This is a genomic window from Pantoea sp. ME81 (assembly GCF_903970985.1).
Taxonomy (GTDB): domain Bacteria; phylum Pseudomonadota; class Gammaproteobacteria; order Enterobacterales; family Enterobacteriaceae; genus Pantoea; species Pantoea communis.
The window spans coordinates 42,179-57,964 of the sequence record NZ_CAJCKS010000009.1 but is presented as its reverse complement, the minus strand read 5'-3'; the positions used below and the strand labels follow the sequence as shown (position 1 = coordinate 57,964).

At 57.0% G+C, this 15,786-nt stretch carries 17 protein-coding genes; 8 read left to right on the top strand and 9 right to left on the bottom strand.

From position 1 onward, the window contains the following. The 9 genes from H7A81_RS03245 to fliF all read right to left on the bottom strand — a co-directional run. Positions 1 to 227, bottom strand: a 227-nt coding sequence (locus tag H7A81_RS03245; protein WP_182056707.1) for a FliM/FliN family flagellar motor switch protein, incomplete at its 3' end; no start/stop codon positions are given. Then, a complete protein-coding gene (gene fliM, locus H7A81_RS03240; RefSeq protein WP_182056706.1) occupies positions 220 to 1,227 on the bottom strand; it encodes a flagellar motor switch protein FliM in 1,008 nt (335 codons plus the stop codon). The genes H7A81_RS03245 and fliM, both read right to left, overlap by 8 nt. Before the next feature lie 6 nt (positions 1,228 to 1,233). Continuing rightward, positions 1,234 to 1,722: a flagellar basal body-associated FliL family protein gene (locus H7A81_RS03235; protein WP_182056705.1), complete on the bottom strand. Its 489-nt coding sequence runs from the start codon at positions 1,720 to 1,722 to the stop codon at positions 1,234 to 1,236. Positions 1,723 to 1,845: 123 nt separating this feature from the next. Further along, the gene (locus H7A81_RS03230; RefSeq protein WP_255478879.1) at positions 1,846 to 3,006 is read right to left on the bottom strand and encodes a flagellar hook-length control protein FliK; all 1,161 of its coding nucleotides are present in this window, start codon (positions 3,004 to 3,006) and stop codon (positions 1,846 to 1,848) included. Further along, positions 3,003 to 3,434 carry a flagellar export protein FliJ gene (fliJ, locus tag H7A81_RS03225; RefSeq protein WP_182056704.1) on the bottom strand — a complete coding sequence of 144 codons (432 nt, stop codon included), beginning with the start codon at positions 3,432 to 3,434 and terminating at the stop codon, positions 3,003 to 3,005. The genes H7A81_RS03230 and fliJ overlap by 4 nt, the downstream gene beginning before the upstream one ends. Before the next feature lie 20 nt (positions 3,435 to 3,454). Further along, a complete protein-coding gene (fliI, locus tag H7A81_RS03220; protein ID WP_182056703.1) occupies positions 3,455 to 4,819 on the bottom strand; it encodes a flagellar protein export ATPase FliI in 1,365 nt (454 codons plus the stop codon). Continuing rightward, complete coding sequence (locus H7A81_RS03215) at positions 4,816 to 5,508, bottom strand: flagellar assembly protein FliH (RefSeq protein ID WP_182056702.1); 693 nt, start codon at positions 5,506 to 5,508, stop codon at positions 4,816 to 4,818. The genes fliI and H7A81_RS03215 overlap by 4 nt, the downstream gene beginning before the upstream one ends. Further along, positions 5,495 to 6,481, bottom strand: coding sequence for a flagellar motor switch protein FliG (gene fliG, locus H7A81_RS03210; RefSeq protein ID WP_182056701.1), 987 nt, complete (start codon positions 6,479 to 6,481; stop codon positions 5,495 to 5,497). The genes H7A81_RS03215 and fliG overlap by 14 nt, the downstream gene beginning before the upstream one ends. Further along, on the bottom strand, positions 6,478 to 8,127 hold the full coding sequence (gene fliF, locus H7A81_RS03205) for a flagellar basal-body MS-ring/collar protein FliF (protein WP_182056700.1): 1,650 nt from the start codon (positions 8,125 to 8,127) through the stop codon (positions 6,478 to 6,480). Before fliF ends, fliG begins: the two co-directional genes overlap by 4 nt. Before the next feature lie 181 nt (positions 8,128 to 8,308). On the opposite strand from fliF, the gene fliE reads away from it, so the two are divergent. From fliE to H7A81_RS03165, 8 genes are read left to right on the top strand one after another with little or no spacing between them, the layout of a single operon-like run. Beyond that, on the top strand, positions 8,309 to 8,620 hold the full coding sequence (gene fliE, locus H7A81_RS03200; RefSeq protein ID WP_097118236.1) for a flagellar hook-basal body complex protein FliE: 312 nt from the start codon (positions 8,309 to 8,311) through the stop codon (positions 8,618 to 8,620). A gap of 12 nt (positions 8,621 to 8,632) precedes the next feature. Further along, positions 8,633 to 9,478 (top strand): CheR family methyltransferase, encoded by an 846-nt coding sequence (locus tag H7A81_RS03195; protein ID WP_034826389.1) that lies wholly within the window; start codon positions 8,633 to 8,635, stop codon positions 9,476 to 9,478. Continuing rightward, complete coding sequence (locus tag H7A81_RS03190; protein WP_182056699.1) at positions 9,475 to 10,521, top strand: chemotaxis response regulator protein-glutamate methylesterase; 1,047 nt, start codon at positions 9,475 to 9,477, stop codon at positions 10,519 to 10,521. Before H7A81_RS03195 ends, H7A81_RS03190 begins: the two co-directional genes overlap by 4 nt. A gap of 30 nt (positions 10,522 to 10,551) precedes the next feature. Next, the gene (gene cheY, locus H7A81_RS03185; protein ID WP_034826392.1) at positions 10,552 to 10,938 is read left to right on the top strand and encodes a chemotaxis response regulator CheY; all 387 of its coding nucleotides are present in this window, start codon (positions 10,552 to 10,554) and stop codon (positions 10,936 to 10,938) included. A gap of 5 nt (positions 10,939 to 10,943) precedes the next feature. Next, complete coding sequence (cheZ, locus tag H7A81_RS03180; RefSeq protein WP_182056698.1) at positions 10,944 to 11,582, top strand: protein phosphatase CheZ; 639 nt, start codon at positions 10,944 to 10,946, stop codon at positions 11,580 to 11,582. A 6-nt stretch (positions 11,583 to 11,588) separates the two neighbouring features. Beyond that, complete coding sequence (gene flhB, locus H7A81_RS03175) at positions 11,589 to 12,740, top strand: flagellar biosynthesis protein FlhB (RefSeq protein ID WP_034826396.1); 1,152 nt, start codon at positions 11,589 to 11,591, stop codon at positions 12,738 to 12,740. Next, on the top strand, positions 12,733 to 14,820 hold the full coding sequence (flhA, locus tag H7A81_RS03170) for a flagellar biosynthesis protein FlhA (RefSeq protein ID WP_182056697.1): 2,088 nt from the start codon (positions 12,733 to 12,735) through the stop codon (positions 14,818 to 14,820). The genes flhB and flhA overlap by 8 nt, the downstream gene beginning before the upstream one ends. Further along, the gene (locus H7A81_RS03165; RefSeq protein ID WP_182056696.1) at positions 14,820 to 15,227 is read left to right on the top strand and encodes a flagellar protein FlhE; all 408 of its coding nucleotides are present in this window, start codon (positions 14,820 to 14,822) and stop codon (positions 15,225 to 15,227) included. Before flhA ends, H7A81_RS03165 begins: the two co-directional genes overlap by 1 nt. The last annotated feature ends 559 nt before the right edge of the window (positions 15,228 to 15,786 follow it).

Sequence of the window (15,786 nt, the reverse complement as noted above, 5' to 3'; positions counted from 1 at the left end):
CCATCCAGTGTCACGACTGCCCCCTGGCTGAGACGCAGCAGCTCTTTGATGGTCATTTTGGTACGGCCCAGTTCCACGGTCATTTTCACCGGGATATCCATAATCAGGCTCAGATCGTCAGTGCTTTGCGATGCGCTGCTGGCGGCCTGCTGCTCGCTCATGGCGTCTCCCCAAAGATTATCGATAGAGGGATCTTCAGCGCCCGTCGAGGTGGGGTTATCACTCATGGGGATGTGGCTCCTTGCTAATTGATGACAATGCGGGCTGAACTTTTTGTTCAACCTTGAGGGCATATTGGTTATTCACGGCCCCGTAGTGCGCAGTGAATATCGGCACACCGCCGGCGCTGGCGGTGATGCGGTCCTGTTTGTCGAAGGTCAGTACATCGCCCTGCTGCATGCGCAGCACCGATGAGAGCCGGGTTTCCATTTGCGCAAAGGTCGCCACCAGCTCCAGCTCGGTTTCGCGCATCTCGCCCGCCAGCATGCCGCGCCAGTGAGCATCTTCACTGCGGGAGTGGCTGAGCGGCGGATTGCTTAACAGTTCGCGTAGCGGTTCGAGGGTGCTAAACGGGATACAGATATTAAATTCGCCACGATGCGAGCCAATCTCGACCGCAAATGGGGTGGTGACCACCACGTCATTGGGTGATGAGGTGATGTTGGTGAATTTCACCTGTATTTCTGAGCGGATGTACTCGGTTTTGATGCTGAAAATGGTGCTCCAGGCGAACTCATAGGCTTCGCGCGCCATGCTCACCATGCGGTTAATTACACGCTGCTCGGTGGGGGTGAATTCGCGCCCGTCGGCTTTGGTGGGAAAACGCCCATCGCCGCCAAACAGGTTATCCACTGCCATAAACACCAGCCCCGGTGAGAAGGCCATCAGCGAAGTGCCACGCAACGGATGCAGGTGCAGCAGATTCAGGTTGGTGGGCACCGGCAAATTGCGCGCGAACTCGTGGTAGGACTGGATTTGAATATTGCCAGCGGTCACATCCGGGCCACGTCGCAGCAGATTAAACAGCCCGATGCGGAACTGGCGGGCGAAGCGCTCATTAATGATCTCCAGCGAGTGCAGACGCTCGCGAATCACCCGACGCTGCGTATGCGGATCGTAAGGCCGGATATCACTGGCTTCTGCACTGCCTGAGACCGGTGCGCTGCTATCTCTGTCGGCATTCAGCAGGCGATCAATTTCATCCTGAGACAAAAAGCTATCTGACATAGTTATTTACCGCAGAATAAATTCATTAATTAACACTTCAGCGGGCGTGATCGCCTGTTGATGTGGCAATGGCTGGCTGAGTGCTGTTTGAATATCGGCAATCAACTGATGCTTTCCTTCATCCGTTGATAACGTTTCATAAGTTTGCTGGGTGAATAACATAAATAGCCGGCTGCGATATTCCGGCATAAATTTCGCTAACGTCGCCGATGACTGTGAATCAATAAAACTCACCGTAATGCCTAAATACAGCACGCGGTCGGCTTCTTCCTCGGTGGGTTTAAGACTGACGGTGAAAGTATTCAGCGGCACATAGACCGGCTCCACTTTTTCTATTACCGGTGCTTTCGGCTCGTCAGTCGAGGCGTTCTGTTTTTCCAGCCAAAACCAATAGGCTACACCTCCACCCAGGGTTATCAGGCTGAGCGTGAGAAATATAATAAGGCGTCTTCGCAGGCGGCTACGTTTTGGTTTATCGGTCTTTTCTTCTTCCATAATGAATACACTCAGCGTGAGAATTAATAGACTCAACAATAATGATGAAGAGCATGATTATAATATTTTTTGATGTGGTGGAATGAGCCAATGTCATTTCACACCTGAGGCTAATTCACCCTTTTATACGAAGGTATTTATTCCATAAATATTTCCCGGTGCTGACGCTATTAACTCTGTGGTGGATTCGTCTTCTCCCGCTCGATGGTCATCTGCATCGTCAGGCGATGGTGGCTGTGAGGATCCGCGCTGGCCATCTGCATTGGCATGTGGGTTTTCACTGCCCACGCTGGCTTGCCCCAGCTGCACGCCGGACTCGGCCATCGCCGCTCGCAGTTGCGGCAATGCCTGCTCAATGGCCTGACGTACGCCAGCATGTTCGCTGACGATATGGATCTGCGCCTGTTCTTGCTTCATGCGCAGGGAAATCTGCAACGAACCTAAGCTCTCCGGATGCAGGCGGATCTCCGCGCTGTGCACGCCCTGACGGCTCAGTAATGCAATCTGCTGGCTGAATTCCTGCTTCCACGCGGGAGATTCAGGTGGATGTTGCAGGGCCACCGTGACCGTTGCCGGCGCGGGCAGCGCTCGCTGTAACGGCATCGGAATAGGATGATTGGCGGAGAGTCCCAGCTCAGTGTTCGCTGAAGTGTCAGTGTGCACTGCTATAACAGACGCAGCTTGTCGATCGGCGAGCAGCGCGCTGGCTGCCGTGGCAGAAACTTCGGGCTGCGGCACAGGTGACCGGCTGACTGAACCTGGCGGACTAAACCGATCGGCGGGCGCGCTGCGCATTTCGGCGAGAAGCGGACTGCGCGTTTTCACGACAGGCTGGCTACTCGCGTTGGCAACAAGTGCATGGCGAGTATCCGCGACGGACAGGCGACTCTTATCGGCGAAAAGCGCATGGCGCATGTCCAAAGCAGTGAATTTCCCGCTGGTGTCAGACACAGCGTTGTTTAATCCGTTCGGGTCGGCGGTGACCGATCTGTGCAGGTTGGCCGCCTGTTGGTTTGCCGACTGTTGGCTCACCCGCTGTTGCAACTGCCAGCGGGGGTTGTCACTGTCCGAAATTGCAGACACTGGCACACGCGCTTGATCCGCGAGCGCTGGCACCGGCCCGGCTTTCAAAGTGGCTAACACCGATAGCAAAGGTTCGCCCATCACCAGCATGCCATCCTGCTTCTCCAGTAGCAGTTCGCTAAAATCCTCGTCAGTCGGCTCGCGGGTTTTCAACACATCGCTGAGTTTGCCGTTAAGCAGTGCCGTGATATCCATCGTCATAACCGTCCTCGTTGAGGATTGATTCGCTGCGCACACTCATCCATCAGCTTCTGCTCACGACGGCTGGCCGCCTGCGCCTCAGCACTCTGCCGCCGCGCCAGCAAGGTTTCAAACGCGTTCAGGCGCTGCTTGTCATTAATCCAGCATTTTTTCGCGCCATCGACGGCACGTTCGCACTGATCGACCTGGTGCTCATGCTGCCTGACCACCTGATTGAGCGACACGATAAACGCCTGATGATTGACCAGATGCGCCACCGACATACCGCTGCCCGTCATGCCCCGCCGCAGTGACTGCTGATACTCATCTGCATAGGCTTTTAGCTGCTGATGCTGCGCCACGGCGTGTTGCAACGTCTGCTGCACCTGCCCCAGCGTTTGCGTGGAGGCGGTCAGTGTCTCTTCGGCTCTGTCACGTAACATAACCATGGGATTGCGCATGTGCATTGTCACTCCGGGATGTCAGGGAATAATTGAGCCAGCGCCGCTATCGCAGTCGGGTAGTCGCTGCGTTGGTGAATCGCCTGCAGGAGAAAGGCTTCAAGAACGGGAAAGCGATCGATGGCCTGATCGAGTAGCGCATCGCTGCCTGACGCATAGGCACCGACACTGACCAGATCGCGGTTACGCTGATAGCAAGCCAGCAGCTGCTTAAAGCGCTGCACCTTGCGATATTGCGCCTGCGGAATCAGTTCGGTCATGGCGCGGCTGATTGAGGCTTCAATATCAATCGCCGGATAGTGCCCCGCTTCCGCCAGCCGACGTGACAACACAATGTGGCCGTCGAGAATCGCGCGTGCCGCATCGGCAATCGGATCCTGGGGATCGTCGCCTTCGGTCAATACGGTATAAAACGCGGTGATCGATCCGCCGCCTGCCATGCCATTGCCCGCGCGCTCCACCAGCGCGGGCAGCCGGGCAAATACCGAAGGTGGATAGCCTTTGGTGGCGGGCGGCTCGCCGATGGCTAACGCCACTTCACGCTGCGCCATGGCATAGCGCGTCAGGGAATCCATGATCAGCAGGACATTCATGCCGCGATCGCGAAAGTCTTCTGCAATGCGCGTGGCATACACCGCGCCCTGCATGCGCAGCAGCGGCGATACATCGGCAGGTGCGGCAATTACCACTGCGCGCGAACGCCCGGCTTCACCCAGAATATTTTCAATGAAATCTTTAACTTCGCGGCCGCGTTCGCCAATCAATCCCACCACGATCACCTCGGCGGTGGTAAAACGCGCCATCATGCCAAGCAGAACACTTTTGCCCACACCGGAACCGGCAAACAGGCCCATGCGCTGACCACGACCGACTGTCAGCAGGCCATTGATCGCCTGCACGCCAACGTCCAGCACGCTTTTGATCGGATCGCGATGCAGCGGATTGAGTGAAGCGGTGAACAGGCTCGCCAGCGGTTTGCCGAGTGCAGCACCGCCATCCAGCGGATGGCCCTGCGCATCCAGTACCCGACCCAACAGCTGGGGCCCAACGGGCAACTGTTTACCCCCGCCGCTGTCGTGCGCGGGCGCATAAACTCGCGCGCCAGGCACAATGCCCTCCACCTGCGCCAGCGGCATCAGATACAGCGTGTGGGCGTTGAAACCCACCACTTCCGTGTCGACCACGGTTTTGCCTTGCGCGGTCTGCCGCTCGACGAGACACAGCGCGCCTATCGGCAATATCAGCCCCACAGCTTCCATCACCAGCCCGGTGGCGCGCGTCAGTTTGCCGTATTGGCGAAACCCCGGCACCGCCGCCATGTTGTGCTCAATGGTGTCGAGCGCATCGAGCCACTGCCTGAGTTGCTGGCTCATGGCACATTCTCCTGACGCGCCAGCTGGCACAGCGCCTGCCAGCGCGTTTCCAGGCTGGCATCGAACTCGCTTTCAGCCGAGGTAATGCGACAGCCGCCGGGCGCCAGCTGTGCATCGCTGTGTAGCTGCCAGCCCGTCTCGGTTAACGCCTGCGCCAGTGCCTGCTCAATCACCGCACGATCGTCGGGATGCACGTAGAGCTGGATAGAGTCGTGCAGCAGTGCGTCATGCTGCAACAATTGCCGAATTTGTTGCAGCAGCGCGGAGTGATCGATCTGTGCCTGACGGCCATACAACTGCTGCACGGCGGTGAGCGCCAACTGCACCAGACGACCGGGGATCACACTGTCGAGGTTCTCACGCGCCAGCTTAAAGTTTTGCAGCCAGCACTCGGCCTGACGCAACAGCGCCTGCTGCTGTGCTGCGGCCTGCTCGATGCCCTGCGCCAGACCCGCTTCATGCCCTTCGCGCCATCCAGCTTCGTAGCCCTGCTGCTGACCCGCCTCTTCACCCTGTTTCATGCCCTGACTGAAACCTTGCTGTTCAGCCTGTTTACGCAGGCGCGCCAGGTCCGCCTGCCGCTGGGCCTCCGAGGCCGAGCTATCGATTTCAACCGTGATTTCCGGCGCTTCCTGCAGCAGGTTATCCGGATGCCAGCGGCGCCACTGTGCGTGATCAGACATAGGCATCGTCGCTGCCTCCAATCACAATCTCACCGGATTCCGCCAGTTTGCGCACAATATTCAGGATGGTTTTCTGCTCGGCCTCAACCTGCGACAAGCGTACCGGGCCACGCGAAGCCAGATCGTCGAGGATCAGCTCCGCCTGGCGGCGCGACATGTTGGCGAGGAACTTGGTGCGCAGCGCGTCGTTGGCCCCTTTTAGCGCGATCAACAGGGTTTCATTTTCGATCTCTTGCAGCAGTCGTTGAATATGGCGATCTTCCACTTCGATCAGGTTCTCAAACAGGAACATCTCATCGATCAGTTTCTGTGCCAGCTCCTGATCAAAATCACGCACCGCTTCAATCGCAGAAGCCTCCTGCTGAGTTTTCATCAGGTTGAGGATCTCGGCGGCCGGTCGCACACCGCCCATTTTGCTGCGCTTGAGATTTTGACCATCCAGCAAGGTATTCAGCACTTCGGTCAACTCTTGCAGCGCGGCAGGCTGGACGCCGCCAAAGGTGGCGATACGCAGCATGATGTCGTTGCGCTCGCGGTCTTCAAACTTGCCCAGCACATCAGCGGCCTGATTGCGCTTGAGGTGCACCAGAATGGTGGCGATGATCTGCGGATGCTCTTCGCAAATCAGATCGTACACCGCCTGCGGCTCCATAAAGTTGAGCGTTTCCATGCCGTTGCTGCCCTGCTGGGTGTCCAGCAGATCTTCCAGCAGCGAACTGGCACGATCTTCGCCCAGTGCCTTCACCAGCACGCTGCGCAGATAATCATTGGTGTTCAGGCTGAGCGCGGCATATTCACTGGAATCCTGTTCAAACTGCTGCAATACCGCCGCCATTTGCTGATGGCTAAATCCGGCCATGTTGACCATCGCACCGCCGATCTGCTTCACCTCATGCGCATTGAGATGCTTAAACACCTCTGCCGCCAGCTCGTCGCCCAGCGTCAGCATCACCACCGCACTCTTATCTGCCGCATTCATGGCCTGCCCTCCTGGTTCATCCACTGGCGCAGCACCAGCGCAATCACGCGAGGCTCCTGCTCTGCCAGCTCACGCAGTTGCTGAGTGCTAATTTCGGTATGCGCACGCTGCTGAGCACGCTGGCGCACATCGTTCTCTGCCACATGTTTTTGCGCTGCAGCGGCCTCGTCGCGCGCCTCTTTCTCCAGCTCCATCTGGCGCAGCGTGGTCTGCTGATGGCGTTCCCAGCTCGGTTGCACCAGTTTGCGCCACATGATCCAGGCGATGATCGCCACCACCAGATAGCGGAACAGATTCATTAACAGCGTGTGGAAACTCGCCTGCTGCCACAGCGGCAGCGGAGGCTCATCGACCAGGCCGTTAAACGGCGCATGCATGATATTGATGCTGTCTCCCCGCGTGGCTTGATAGCCAATCGCTTCCTGCACCAGGGTATTCAGGCGGGCCAGCTGCTCATCACTCATCGCACTCACGCTGCCCTCTTCGCCCTGCGGCAGATGGTTAATCACCACCGCCACCGAAAGGCGTTCAATGCGGCCGATGCTGGATTTGCTGTGGATCAGTGTGCGGTCCAGCTCAAAATTGGTGGTCTCGTCGTTGCGATTATTGAAAGGCTGGCCTGCGGGACGGTTGCTGTCGCTGGCACTTAATGGCTGGGTAATCGGTGCCGTGGCGGGCGTGGGCGGCTGATGGCTGAGTGCGCCAGGAACACCGCCAGTGCCACTGTTGTTGCCCTGCTCTGCCTGGCTGGCCTGTCGGCTGCGAATCGCCATTTTTTGCGGATCGCTATTCGGCTGATATTGCTCCTGGGTCTGCTCCAGCTGGGTGAAATCGATCTGCGCCGTGACCTGCGCTCGCACGTTGTTTTCACCCACCAGCGGCGCCAGCATACGTTGAATTCGCTGCTGGTAATCAAACTCAATGTCGTTGGTGTATTTCAGCTGTGAGGTTTGCAGACCGCGCATGCCACTCTGCGTCAGCAAATTGCCACGCTGATCCACCAGCGTGACGTTCTCTGCTGCCAGGCCGGTTACCGCACTGGAGATCAGATGCGTTATCGCCACAATCTGGCCTTCATCCAGCGTGCGGCCGTTGATCAGATTGACGCTCACCGAGGCGGTAGGCGCTTTCTGCTCACGCACAAACAGGGACGGTTTGGGCACCGCCAGATGCACGCGCGCCGACTGGATCGGACCCAGATTCTCAATGGTGCGCGACAGCTCCCCCTCCAGTGCACGCTGGAAGTTCACCTGCTCGCTGAACTGACTGATGCCAAATTTTTCCTGATCCAGCAGCTCAAAGCCGACTGCTCCACCCTTGGGTAAACCCTGCTGCGCCAGCTTCATACGGACTTCATGCACCAGCCCTTCTGGCACCCGGATCGCACCGCTCGAGGCGTCAATGCGATAAGGAACGTTCAGCTGGGTGAGCTGCGCCACGATGGCACCGCCGTCTTCATCACTGATATTGCTGAGCAGGATGCTGTAACTCTGCTGATTGGCCCACATCACCAGCGCGATAACCACCGAAAGCGTGGCCGCTGCGGCAATCGCCAGCGCGATTTTCGGGCTGGATCGCAGCGATAACAGCACCGATTTTAATTGTGCGGACGGGTGATGATTTAAATCCTTTAACGTGGCACTCATGCCGCCTTCCTGTAAAAATAGTAATAGGTCATCAGGAATATTCAGAGAATCATTATTCATCGAAAGCGCGATTTATTAATGGGCAATAAGCTCGAAGTTGTGTTGTCTTATTGCATTTTCTGATGAATAGCCTCGAATGCTAATCTGCCGCTCTATATTCTTATTCCTATGGGCGTGAAGCATGTCAGCGAGCTTATTACGAGGCGTACTCGATCAGATTCAATCTCAGGCGCAACAAGTCACAGGCGCGATATCTCCGCGCGATAACACCCCTTCCTTCTCAGATAAGTTATTGCACAGTATCAATGAGATAAATAAAACCCAGCTGGATGCCAAAACCAAAACGCAGCAGTGGATGTCAGGCAGCAGCGATCTCGGCCTTAACGATGTGATGCTGGCGATGCAGAAATCCTCTATTTCATTTAGCTTTGGCATGCAGGCTAAAAATAAAATGATTGCTGCGTATCAGGAAGTGATGAATACGCCGGTATAAGGCTTGATGGCAATGCATGAAAATAACACCACAGCTGCGCGCTTATTACCCGGCTCGCTGTCATTAACCGATATTGAATTAATTCGCCTGGGAAAACTGATTTATCAGCGCGCCGGCATTGTGGTGAATACACAAAAAAAAGAGATGATATTTAACCGTCTCTCACGCCGGGTGCGCGAACTCAAACTGAACACCTTTACAGCTTATGCCGACCTGCTCGAATCCCACCCTGAGCAGCCGGAGTGGCAGATTTTTATCAATGCCATGACCACCAATCTCACGTCGTTTTTCCGGGAAGCGCATCATTTCCCGATTCTGGCGGAACATGCACGCCAGCGTCCGAAAGATTATCGCGTGTGGTGTACCGCCGCCTCGACCGGTGAAGAACCCTGTTCAATCGCCATCACGCTGGATCAGGTTTTGGGCAGCGGATTACGCGTCTGGGCGTCTGATATTGATACCGATGTGCTGGCCAAAGCGCAGGCGGGAATCTATCGCTTTAGCGACATTCAAATGCTGAATCAGACGCAGAAACGTCTCTATTTTCTGCGCGGCAGTGGTCACAGTCGCGAGTACGTCAAAGTGAAACCCGCGCTGTTGGCGAACATCCATTATCAACAGATCAATCTGCTGGCGGACAGCTGGCCGCTGCCTCAGCCGTTTGATGCCATCTTCTGCCGCAACGTCATGATCTATTTTGATTTTCCCACCCAGATTCGGCTACTGGAGCGCTTCGCTCGCCTGCTCAAACCCGGCGGTTTGCTGTTTGTTGGTCACTCTGAACACTTCTCCCAGCCCACGTTGCCGCTGCAGTTGCGTGGGCAATCAGTGTACGAACGGATGGAGGTTGCACCTTGAAGCGAATACGCGTGATGGCGGTGGATGATTCCACCTTAATGCGCAATATGCTCAGCGCCATCGTCAATCAGCAGGCCGATATGGAGATGGTGGCTACGGCACCCGATCCGCTGATCGCCCGTGACCTGATTAAACAATTCAACCCGGATGTGCTGACGCTGGATATTGATATGCCGCGCATGGACGGGCTGGAGTTTCTGAGCCGACTGATGCGGCTGCGGCCCATGCCGGTGATCATGATCTCCAGCATGACCACGCGCGGATCCAGCGCCACGCTCAATGCATTGGAACAGGGCGCGGTGGATTTTATCCCTAAACCCGGTAACCAGATGCCCGGCGATCTGGCGGCATGGGGCGCGCTGCTGGCAGACAAAATTCGTGGAGCCGCCAAAGCCAATCCTAATCGCTATCGGCTCAACGCTGCCTCCGGCTCGCTGCTGGCTGGCATCAAGACCGATGCCTCGCAAATCATCGCCATTGGCTCGTCTACAGGCGGCACCGAAGCGCTGCGCCGGGTGCTGACACAGATGCCGTTAAGCAGTCCCGGCATCGTCATCGCCCAACATATGCCTGCCGGTTTTACCCGCTCCTTCGCCCAACGCATGGACTCACTGTGCCAGATTTCGGTACGTGAAGCCGAACACGGTGAACCGCTGTTGCCGGGCAATGCCCTGATTGCGCCGGGCGATCGTCATCTGGAGATCGTGCGCCGCAGTCGGGGTTACGAAGTGCAGATCAGCGACAACGCGCCGGTCAATCGCCATCGCCCGTCGGTGGATGTGCTTTTCCATTCCGTGGCGCAGCAGGCAGGCAAACTCGCCAGCGCCGCCATCCTCACCGGTATGGGCAACGATGGCGCACGCGGCCTGCTAACGCTGCGGCAGGCCGGTGCATGGACGCTGGCGCAGGACGAAGCCAGTTGTGTGGTGTTCGGCATGCCGCGCGAAGCCATTGCGCTGAACGGTGCCTGTGAGGTGGTGGATTTGGATCAGGTCGGCCAGCGTTTACTCGACGGTTTCAGCAACAACCTACAACGCAAATAAATGGATTAACCGGTTCAGGAGAACATTGAGATGTCAGATAAAAACCTGCGTTTTCTGGTGGTAGATGACTTTGCCACTATGCGACGCATCGTGCGTAACCTGCTGCAGGACCTCGGCTATCAAAATATTGAAGAGGCGGAGGATGGTCAGGATGCGCTGAATAAACTGCGTGCCGCCACGTTCGATTTCGTGGTCAGCGACTGGAATATGCCCAATCTCGACGGGCTGGAACTATTGAAGGCCATTCGCAGCGATGCCGCCATGGCCAAACTACCGGTGCTGATGGTCACGGCCGAAGCCAAGCGTGAGAACATCATTGCCGCTGCCCAGGCGGGCGCGAACGGCTATATCGTCAAGCCCTTCACGGCTGCCACGCTGGAAGAGAAGCTCGGCAAAATCTTTGAAAAACTGGGGTAATCAGCATGAACTCACCCACGGATATGCCGAGTGAAAACCCGAAAGATCTGTTTATACGTATCGGGCATCTCACACGCCTGCTGCGTAACAGCATGGCTAATCTGGGTCTGGAGCAGACCATCTTTGAGGTGGCCGATGCATTTCCCAATACGCGTGACCGCCTGCGTTACGTGGTGAGTAAAACCTCGCAGGCGGCCGATCGCGCCCTGACCAGCGTCGAGGCCGCGCGCCCGCTACAGCTGGCTTTGAGCGATGACGCCAGCGCACTGAGCGATCGCTGGGATCGCTGGTTTGCCGATCCGCAACCGCTGGCTCAGGCGCGCGGGCTGGTGCACGACACCCGCGCTTATCTGCAAAGGGTGCCTGATTTAACCCAACAGACCAATGACGAACTCACCGAGATCATGATGGCGCAGGATTTTCAGGATCTCACCGGCCAGGTGCTGAACAGCCTGATGCAGGTGATCGATACCGTGGAGCGCGAGCTGATCAGCGTGCTGGTCGAGAACATGGGCGATCGTGATGCGCCTGAGGATCCGAGCGAAGTGCAGTTGAAGAACGGCCCGCAAGTTAATCCCCACGCTCAGGGGATCGCCGCTTCACAAGAGCAGGTGGATGATCTGCTGGACTCGCTGGGTTTCTGATGCGTCATGGCTGAAGAGAGCGACAACGAGAAGACCGAGGATCCCACACCCGAACGCATTAAAAAGTCACGGGAAGAGGGACAGGTTCCGCGATCGCGCGAACTGACCACGCTGGCCATGTTGCTGGTGGGTTGGGGATTGATGGCGATCGGTGGCAGTCAGCTGGCGCGAAAGCTGCAGCAGTTGATGCACAACGGACTGGCGTTTGATCGCCTGCTGGTGCGCGATCCGCAGCATATGCTGGATCAGGCCGCATCCTTACTGGGGATCGCTATGCTGGCGCTGTTGCCGCTGGTCGGCGGGTTGTATCTCACCGCGCTGACGGCGCCGGCGATCATCGGTGGCCTCAACCTGAGCGGCAAGGCGATCAAGTTCAATCCCAAAAAGCTCAACCCGCTGTCGGGCCTCAAACGCCTGTTCTCTTCACAGATGCTGTCCGAGATGGTGAAAGCGATTCTCAAAGTGTTACTGGCAGCGACCGGCGGCGGTCTGTTCCTGATGCTGAATAAAAGCCAGTTGATCGCGTTGATGTTTGAACCCCTCAACATGGCGCTTAACGATATCAGCCAGTTACTGATGCTGTGCATGCTGATCATCATCCTGTCGCTGATCCCGATGGTGATTTTCGATGTGGTGTATCAGCTGTGGAGCAACTGGAAAAAGCTGCGTATGAGCCGTCAGGACGTGAAAGATGAGTTCAAAAAACAGGAAGGCGATCCGCTGCTGAAAGGCCGTATTCGCCAGTTGCAGCGCCAGATGGCGCAGCAACGACAAATGGCTGCCGTGCCTGACGCCGATGTGGTGGTGAATAACCCAACGCACTACTCGGTGGCGCTCAAATATCAGGAAGGCAGCATGGGCGCGCCGGTGGTGGTGGCGAAAGGCAGCGGCCTGATTGCCCTGCGCATCCGCGAACTCGCCGCTGAGAACCGCATCCCGATGCTGGATGCTCCACCGCTGGCACGCGCCTTGTATCGCCATTGCGAGACCGGCGCCCCCGTGCCAACCGAACTGTATAACGCCGTGGCGGAAGTGCTGGCGTGGGTTTACGGCCTGCGCCGCTGGCGCAAAGGCTACGGCAACCCACCGTCACGCCCGATGAATTTGCCGGTCCCGGAAAAACTGGATTTTGCCCAAGAGAGTGAGAGTGATGGCTAATATCGCCACAAAATTACGTTTGCCGACCCTGAAAGAGACGCAATGGCAGGTGCTGGCCGGGCCGGTGTTGATCATGACCATCCTCGCGATGATGATCCTGCCGCTGCCGACCTTCGTGCTGGATCTGCTGTTTACCTTCAATATCGTACTGTCGATCATGATCCTGCTGGTGGCGATGTTTACGCAGAAGACGCTGGAGTTCTCGGCGTTTCCCACCGTGCTGCTGTTCTCCACCCTGCTGCGCCTGGCGCTGAATGTCGCCTCGACGCGCGTGATTCTGATGCAAGGCCACACCGGCTCAGATGCGGCCGGCCAGGTGGTGGAAGCCTTTGGTCATTTCCTGGTGGGCGGCAATTTCGCCATTGGCATTATCGTTTTTATCATATTGATTATTATCAACTTTATGGTGATTACCAAAGGTGCGGGACGTATCGCTGAAGTCGGCGCGCGTTTCACGCTGGATGGCATGCCCGGCAAGCAGATGGCGATCGACGCCGATCTCAACGCCGGTTTGATCGGCGAAGAGGAAGCCAAACGCCGCCGCAAAGAGGTGACGCAGGAAGCGGACTTTTATGGATCGATGGACGGTGCCAGTAAATTTGTGCGCGGCGATGCGATTGCCGGACTGATGATCATGGCGATCAACATTATTGGCGGCTTGATCATCGGCGTGATGCAGCATGACATGACCATGGGCGTGGCGGGTGAGACTTACACGCTGTTGACCATTGGCGATGGCCTGGTGGCACAGATTCCAGGGCTGGTGATCTCCACCGCAGCGGGCGTGGTCGTCACGCGCGTGGTCAACGATCAGGATGTGGGCGAGCAGATGGTGGGCCAGCTGTTTACCTCTCCGCGCGTGCTGACGCTAGCCGCCGTGGTGATTGGCTTGCTCGGGTTGATTCCCGGCATGCCGAACATCGTTTTCCTGCTGTTTACCGCCCTGTTGCTCGGATTAGCCTGGTGGCTGCGCGGCCGCGCCCTGCAGCAACCGGCAGCCGGTGCTTCGCCCGTGACGCGGGCAGAGAGCGAGGCTGCGCAGGTCAACGAAGCGAGCTGGGCTGATGTTCAGCTGGAAGATGAGCTTGGACTGGAAGTCGGTTATCGCCTGATCCCGATGGTCGATCATGAGCAGCAAGGCCAGTTGCTGACGCGCGTGCGCGGTATCCGCAAAAAATTCGCCCAGCAGATGGGCTTCTTACCCCCTGCAGTGCATATCCGTGACAACCTTGATTTGCCGCCAACTCGCTATCGCATTTTGCTCAAAGGCGTTGAGATCGGCCACGGCGAGATCCAGCCCGACCGCTGGATGGCGATCGATCCCGGCTGCGCCGAAGGTGAGATTCCCGGCACGCCGTGCATCGAGCCCACCTTTGGATTGCCCGCGTTATGGATCGACGAGGTGCAGCGCGAACTGGCGCAAACGCTGGGCTATACCGTGGTCGACCCGAGTTCCGTGGTCGCCACCCATCTTAATCATCTGATCTCGACCCATACCGAAGAGCTATTTGGCCGTCAGGAAGCGCAGCAGTTGCTGGACCAGCTCAGCAAACATGCTCCGAAACTGGTAGAGGATCTGATCCCCGCCGTCATCAGCCTGACCTTGCTGCACAAGGTGTTGCAGAACCTGTTGGCAGAGCGCGTGCCGATCCGCGATATGCGCACCATTATCGATACGCTGGCGGAGTTTGCCACGGCCAGCAGCGATGCCGATGAACTTACTGCCCGCGTGCGAGCACGTCTGGCGCGCGCCATTACACAGCAGTGGTTCCCCGGCGAGGAGGACATTCAGGTCATTGGGCTGGATGTGTCACTGGAACAGCTGCTGGTACAGGCCACGCAAAGCGGCAGCGCCATTGAGCCGGGCATTGCCGAGAGCCTGATGAAGCAGACCGAACAAGCGCTGATGCATCAGGAAGGATTAGGTGCGCCGCCGGTGCTGCTGGTGAATCCGGCGCTGCGCCTGATGCTGTCGCGCTATCTGCGCCGCATGTTCCCGCAGATGGCGGTGCTCTCAAGCCAGGAGATCAGCAGCCAGCGCAACGTGCGGATGACGTGGCTGATTGGGGGGAAAAGCTGATGCGGAGTTGGATGTGGGTTGGGCTGCTATTATTCTCGCCGCTGGCGCTGGCTGCAGAAGGTTCATGGAGCAGCCAGAGCTTTGGCGGCGTGATCACTCAGGGTAAACAAGTGTTTAAAAGCCGTCCGGTACAACCCGCCGTACCGCTTCCTGCGGGCGCGATGGCCAGGCATCTGGCATGGCGCATCGCTGTCGATGGGCCCGTACCAATGGGGTTTCAGGTGCAGGTCTGCGGTGGCGGTCGCTGCGTGAGGCTGCCGGGATTGCGCGGAGAGATGGCACTGCCGCACGGCTTTCCGGCTGGCGGACCGTTATGGTTTGAGTATTTTTCAGCGGTGCGCGGCACGATAGCGCCAGCGGTAACGGTGTTGAGTAATCAGGTGACGGTGGGGTATTGGGTGCGGTGAAATCGATGCTAACTGTCTGAGTAAAATCATCTGAGAAGGTGGGATGAGATTCTCGTGGTCTCTTCATCCATAAGTGTGAGGTCAAAGCACTGTTGTATCTGCCCTGCAATTGCAAATCTAAGGCTTGCCGGGTATTATTTGAACTTCGGATGGTTACAGGGATTTTGGCAACAAAATCGCATCCCACTTCCTGGTAACAGGTTCGTCCATGACGATAAAGTGTCCTGACCTGCCTCAAGGTAGCTGAGACCCCCGTAAGGGGGTCGCTGCTTTCTCAGTCCAGAAAAATTCAGTTTTAAAATCTATTTCTCGCCTCTTTCGGTCCTGTTTTACTTCGTGGACTTTTGGCTGTATCCATCGCAATTTTAAAGATGCTTATTGATTTGTTTGGGATTGATTCGCCAGACGAACCGGGGCCGGTCAGTATCGTTTGCTTGAAGATGCCTTACCTAACGAGCAATTATTTAGAAAAACACGTCAAGGCATCAGCCTAAAAGTAAACATTGAACGTCACTCACTTCTAGCCTGGCGAAACCCAAAAAAAATTCATCAGTAATTT

What these genes read in the sequence shown, in the direction of transcription:
- fliJ (WP_182056704.1), bottom strand. Translation starts at nt 3,434, where the DNA reads ATGGTTATGTTACGTGACAGAGCCGAAGAGACACTGACCGCCTCCACG.
- H7A81_RS03215 (WP_182056702.1), bottom strand. Translation starts at nt 5,508, where the DNA reads ATGCCTATGTCTGATCACGCACAGTGGCGCCGCTGGCATCCGGATAAC.
- cheY (WP_034826392.1), top strand. Translation starts at nt 10,552, where the DNA reads ATGTCAGATAAAAACCTGCGTTTTCTGGTGGTAGATGACTTTGCCACT.
- fliI (WP_182056703.1), bottom strand. Translation starts at nt 4,819, where the DNA reads ATGAGCCAGCAACTCAGGCAGTGGCTCGATGCGCTCGACACCATTGAG.
- H7A81_RS03230 (WP_255478879.1), bottom strand. Translation starts at nt 3,006, where the DNA reads ATGACGATGGATATCACGGCACTGCTTAACGGCAAACTCAGCGATGTG.
- fliG (WP_182056701.1), bottom strand. Translation starts at nt 6,481, where the DNA reads ATGAATGCGGCAGATAAGAGTGCGGTGGTGATGCTGACGCTGGGCGAC.
- fliM (WP_182056706.1), bottom strand. Translation starts at nt 1,227, where the DNA reads ATGTCAGATAGCTTTTTGTCTCAGGATGAAATTGATCGCCTGCTGAAT.
- fliE (WP_097118236.1), top strand. Translation starts at nt 8,309, where the DNA reads ATGTCAGCGAGCTTATTACGAGGCGTACTCGATCAGATTCAATCTCAG.
- flhA (WP_182056697.1), top strand. Translation starts at nt 12,733, where the DNA reads ATGGCTAATATCGCCACAAAATTACGTTTGCCGACCCTGAAAGAGACG.
- flhB (WP_034826396.1), top strand. Translation starts at nt 11,589, where the DNA reads ATGGCTGAAGAGAGCGACAACGAGAAGACCGAGGATCCCACACCCGAA.
- H7A81_RS03195 (WP_034826389.1), top strand. Translation starts at nt 8,633, where the DNA reads ATGCATGAAAATAACACCACAGCTGCGCGCTTATTACCCGGCTCGCTG.
- H7A81_RS03235 (WP_182056705.1), bottom strand. Translation starts at nt 1,722, where the DNA reads ATGGAAGAAGAAAAGACCGATAAACCAAAACGTAGCCGCCTGCGAAGA.
- H7A81_RS03165 (WP_182056696.1), top strand. Translation starts at nt 14,820, where the DNA reads ATGCGGAGTTGGATGTGGGTTGGGCTGCTATTATTCTCGCCGCTGGCG.
- fliF (WP_182056700.1), bottom strand. Translation starts at nt 8,127, where the DNA reads ATGAGTGCCACGTTAAAGGATTTAAATCATCACCCGTCCGCACAATTA.
- cheZ (WP_182056698.1), top strand. Translation starts at nt 10,944, where the DNA reads ATGAACTCACCCACGGATATGCCGAGTGAAAACCCGAAAGATCTGTTT.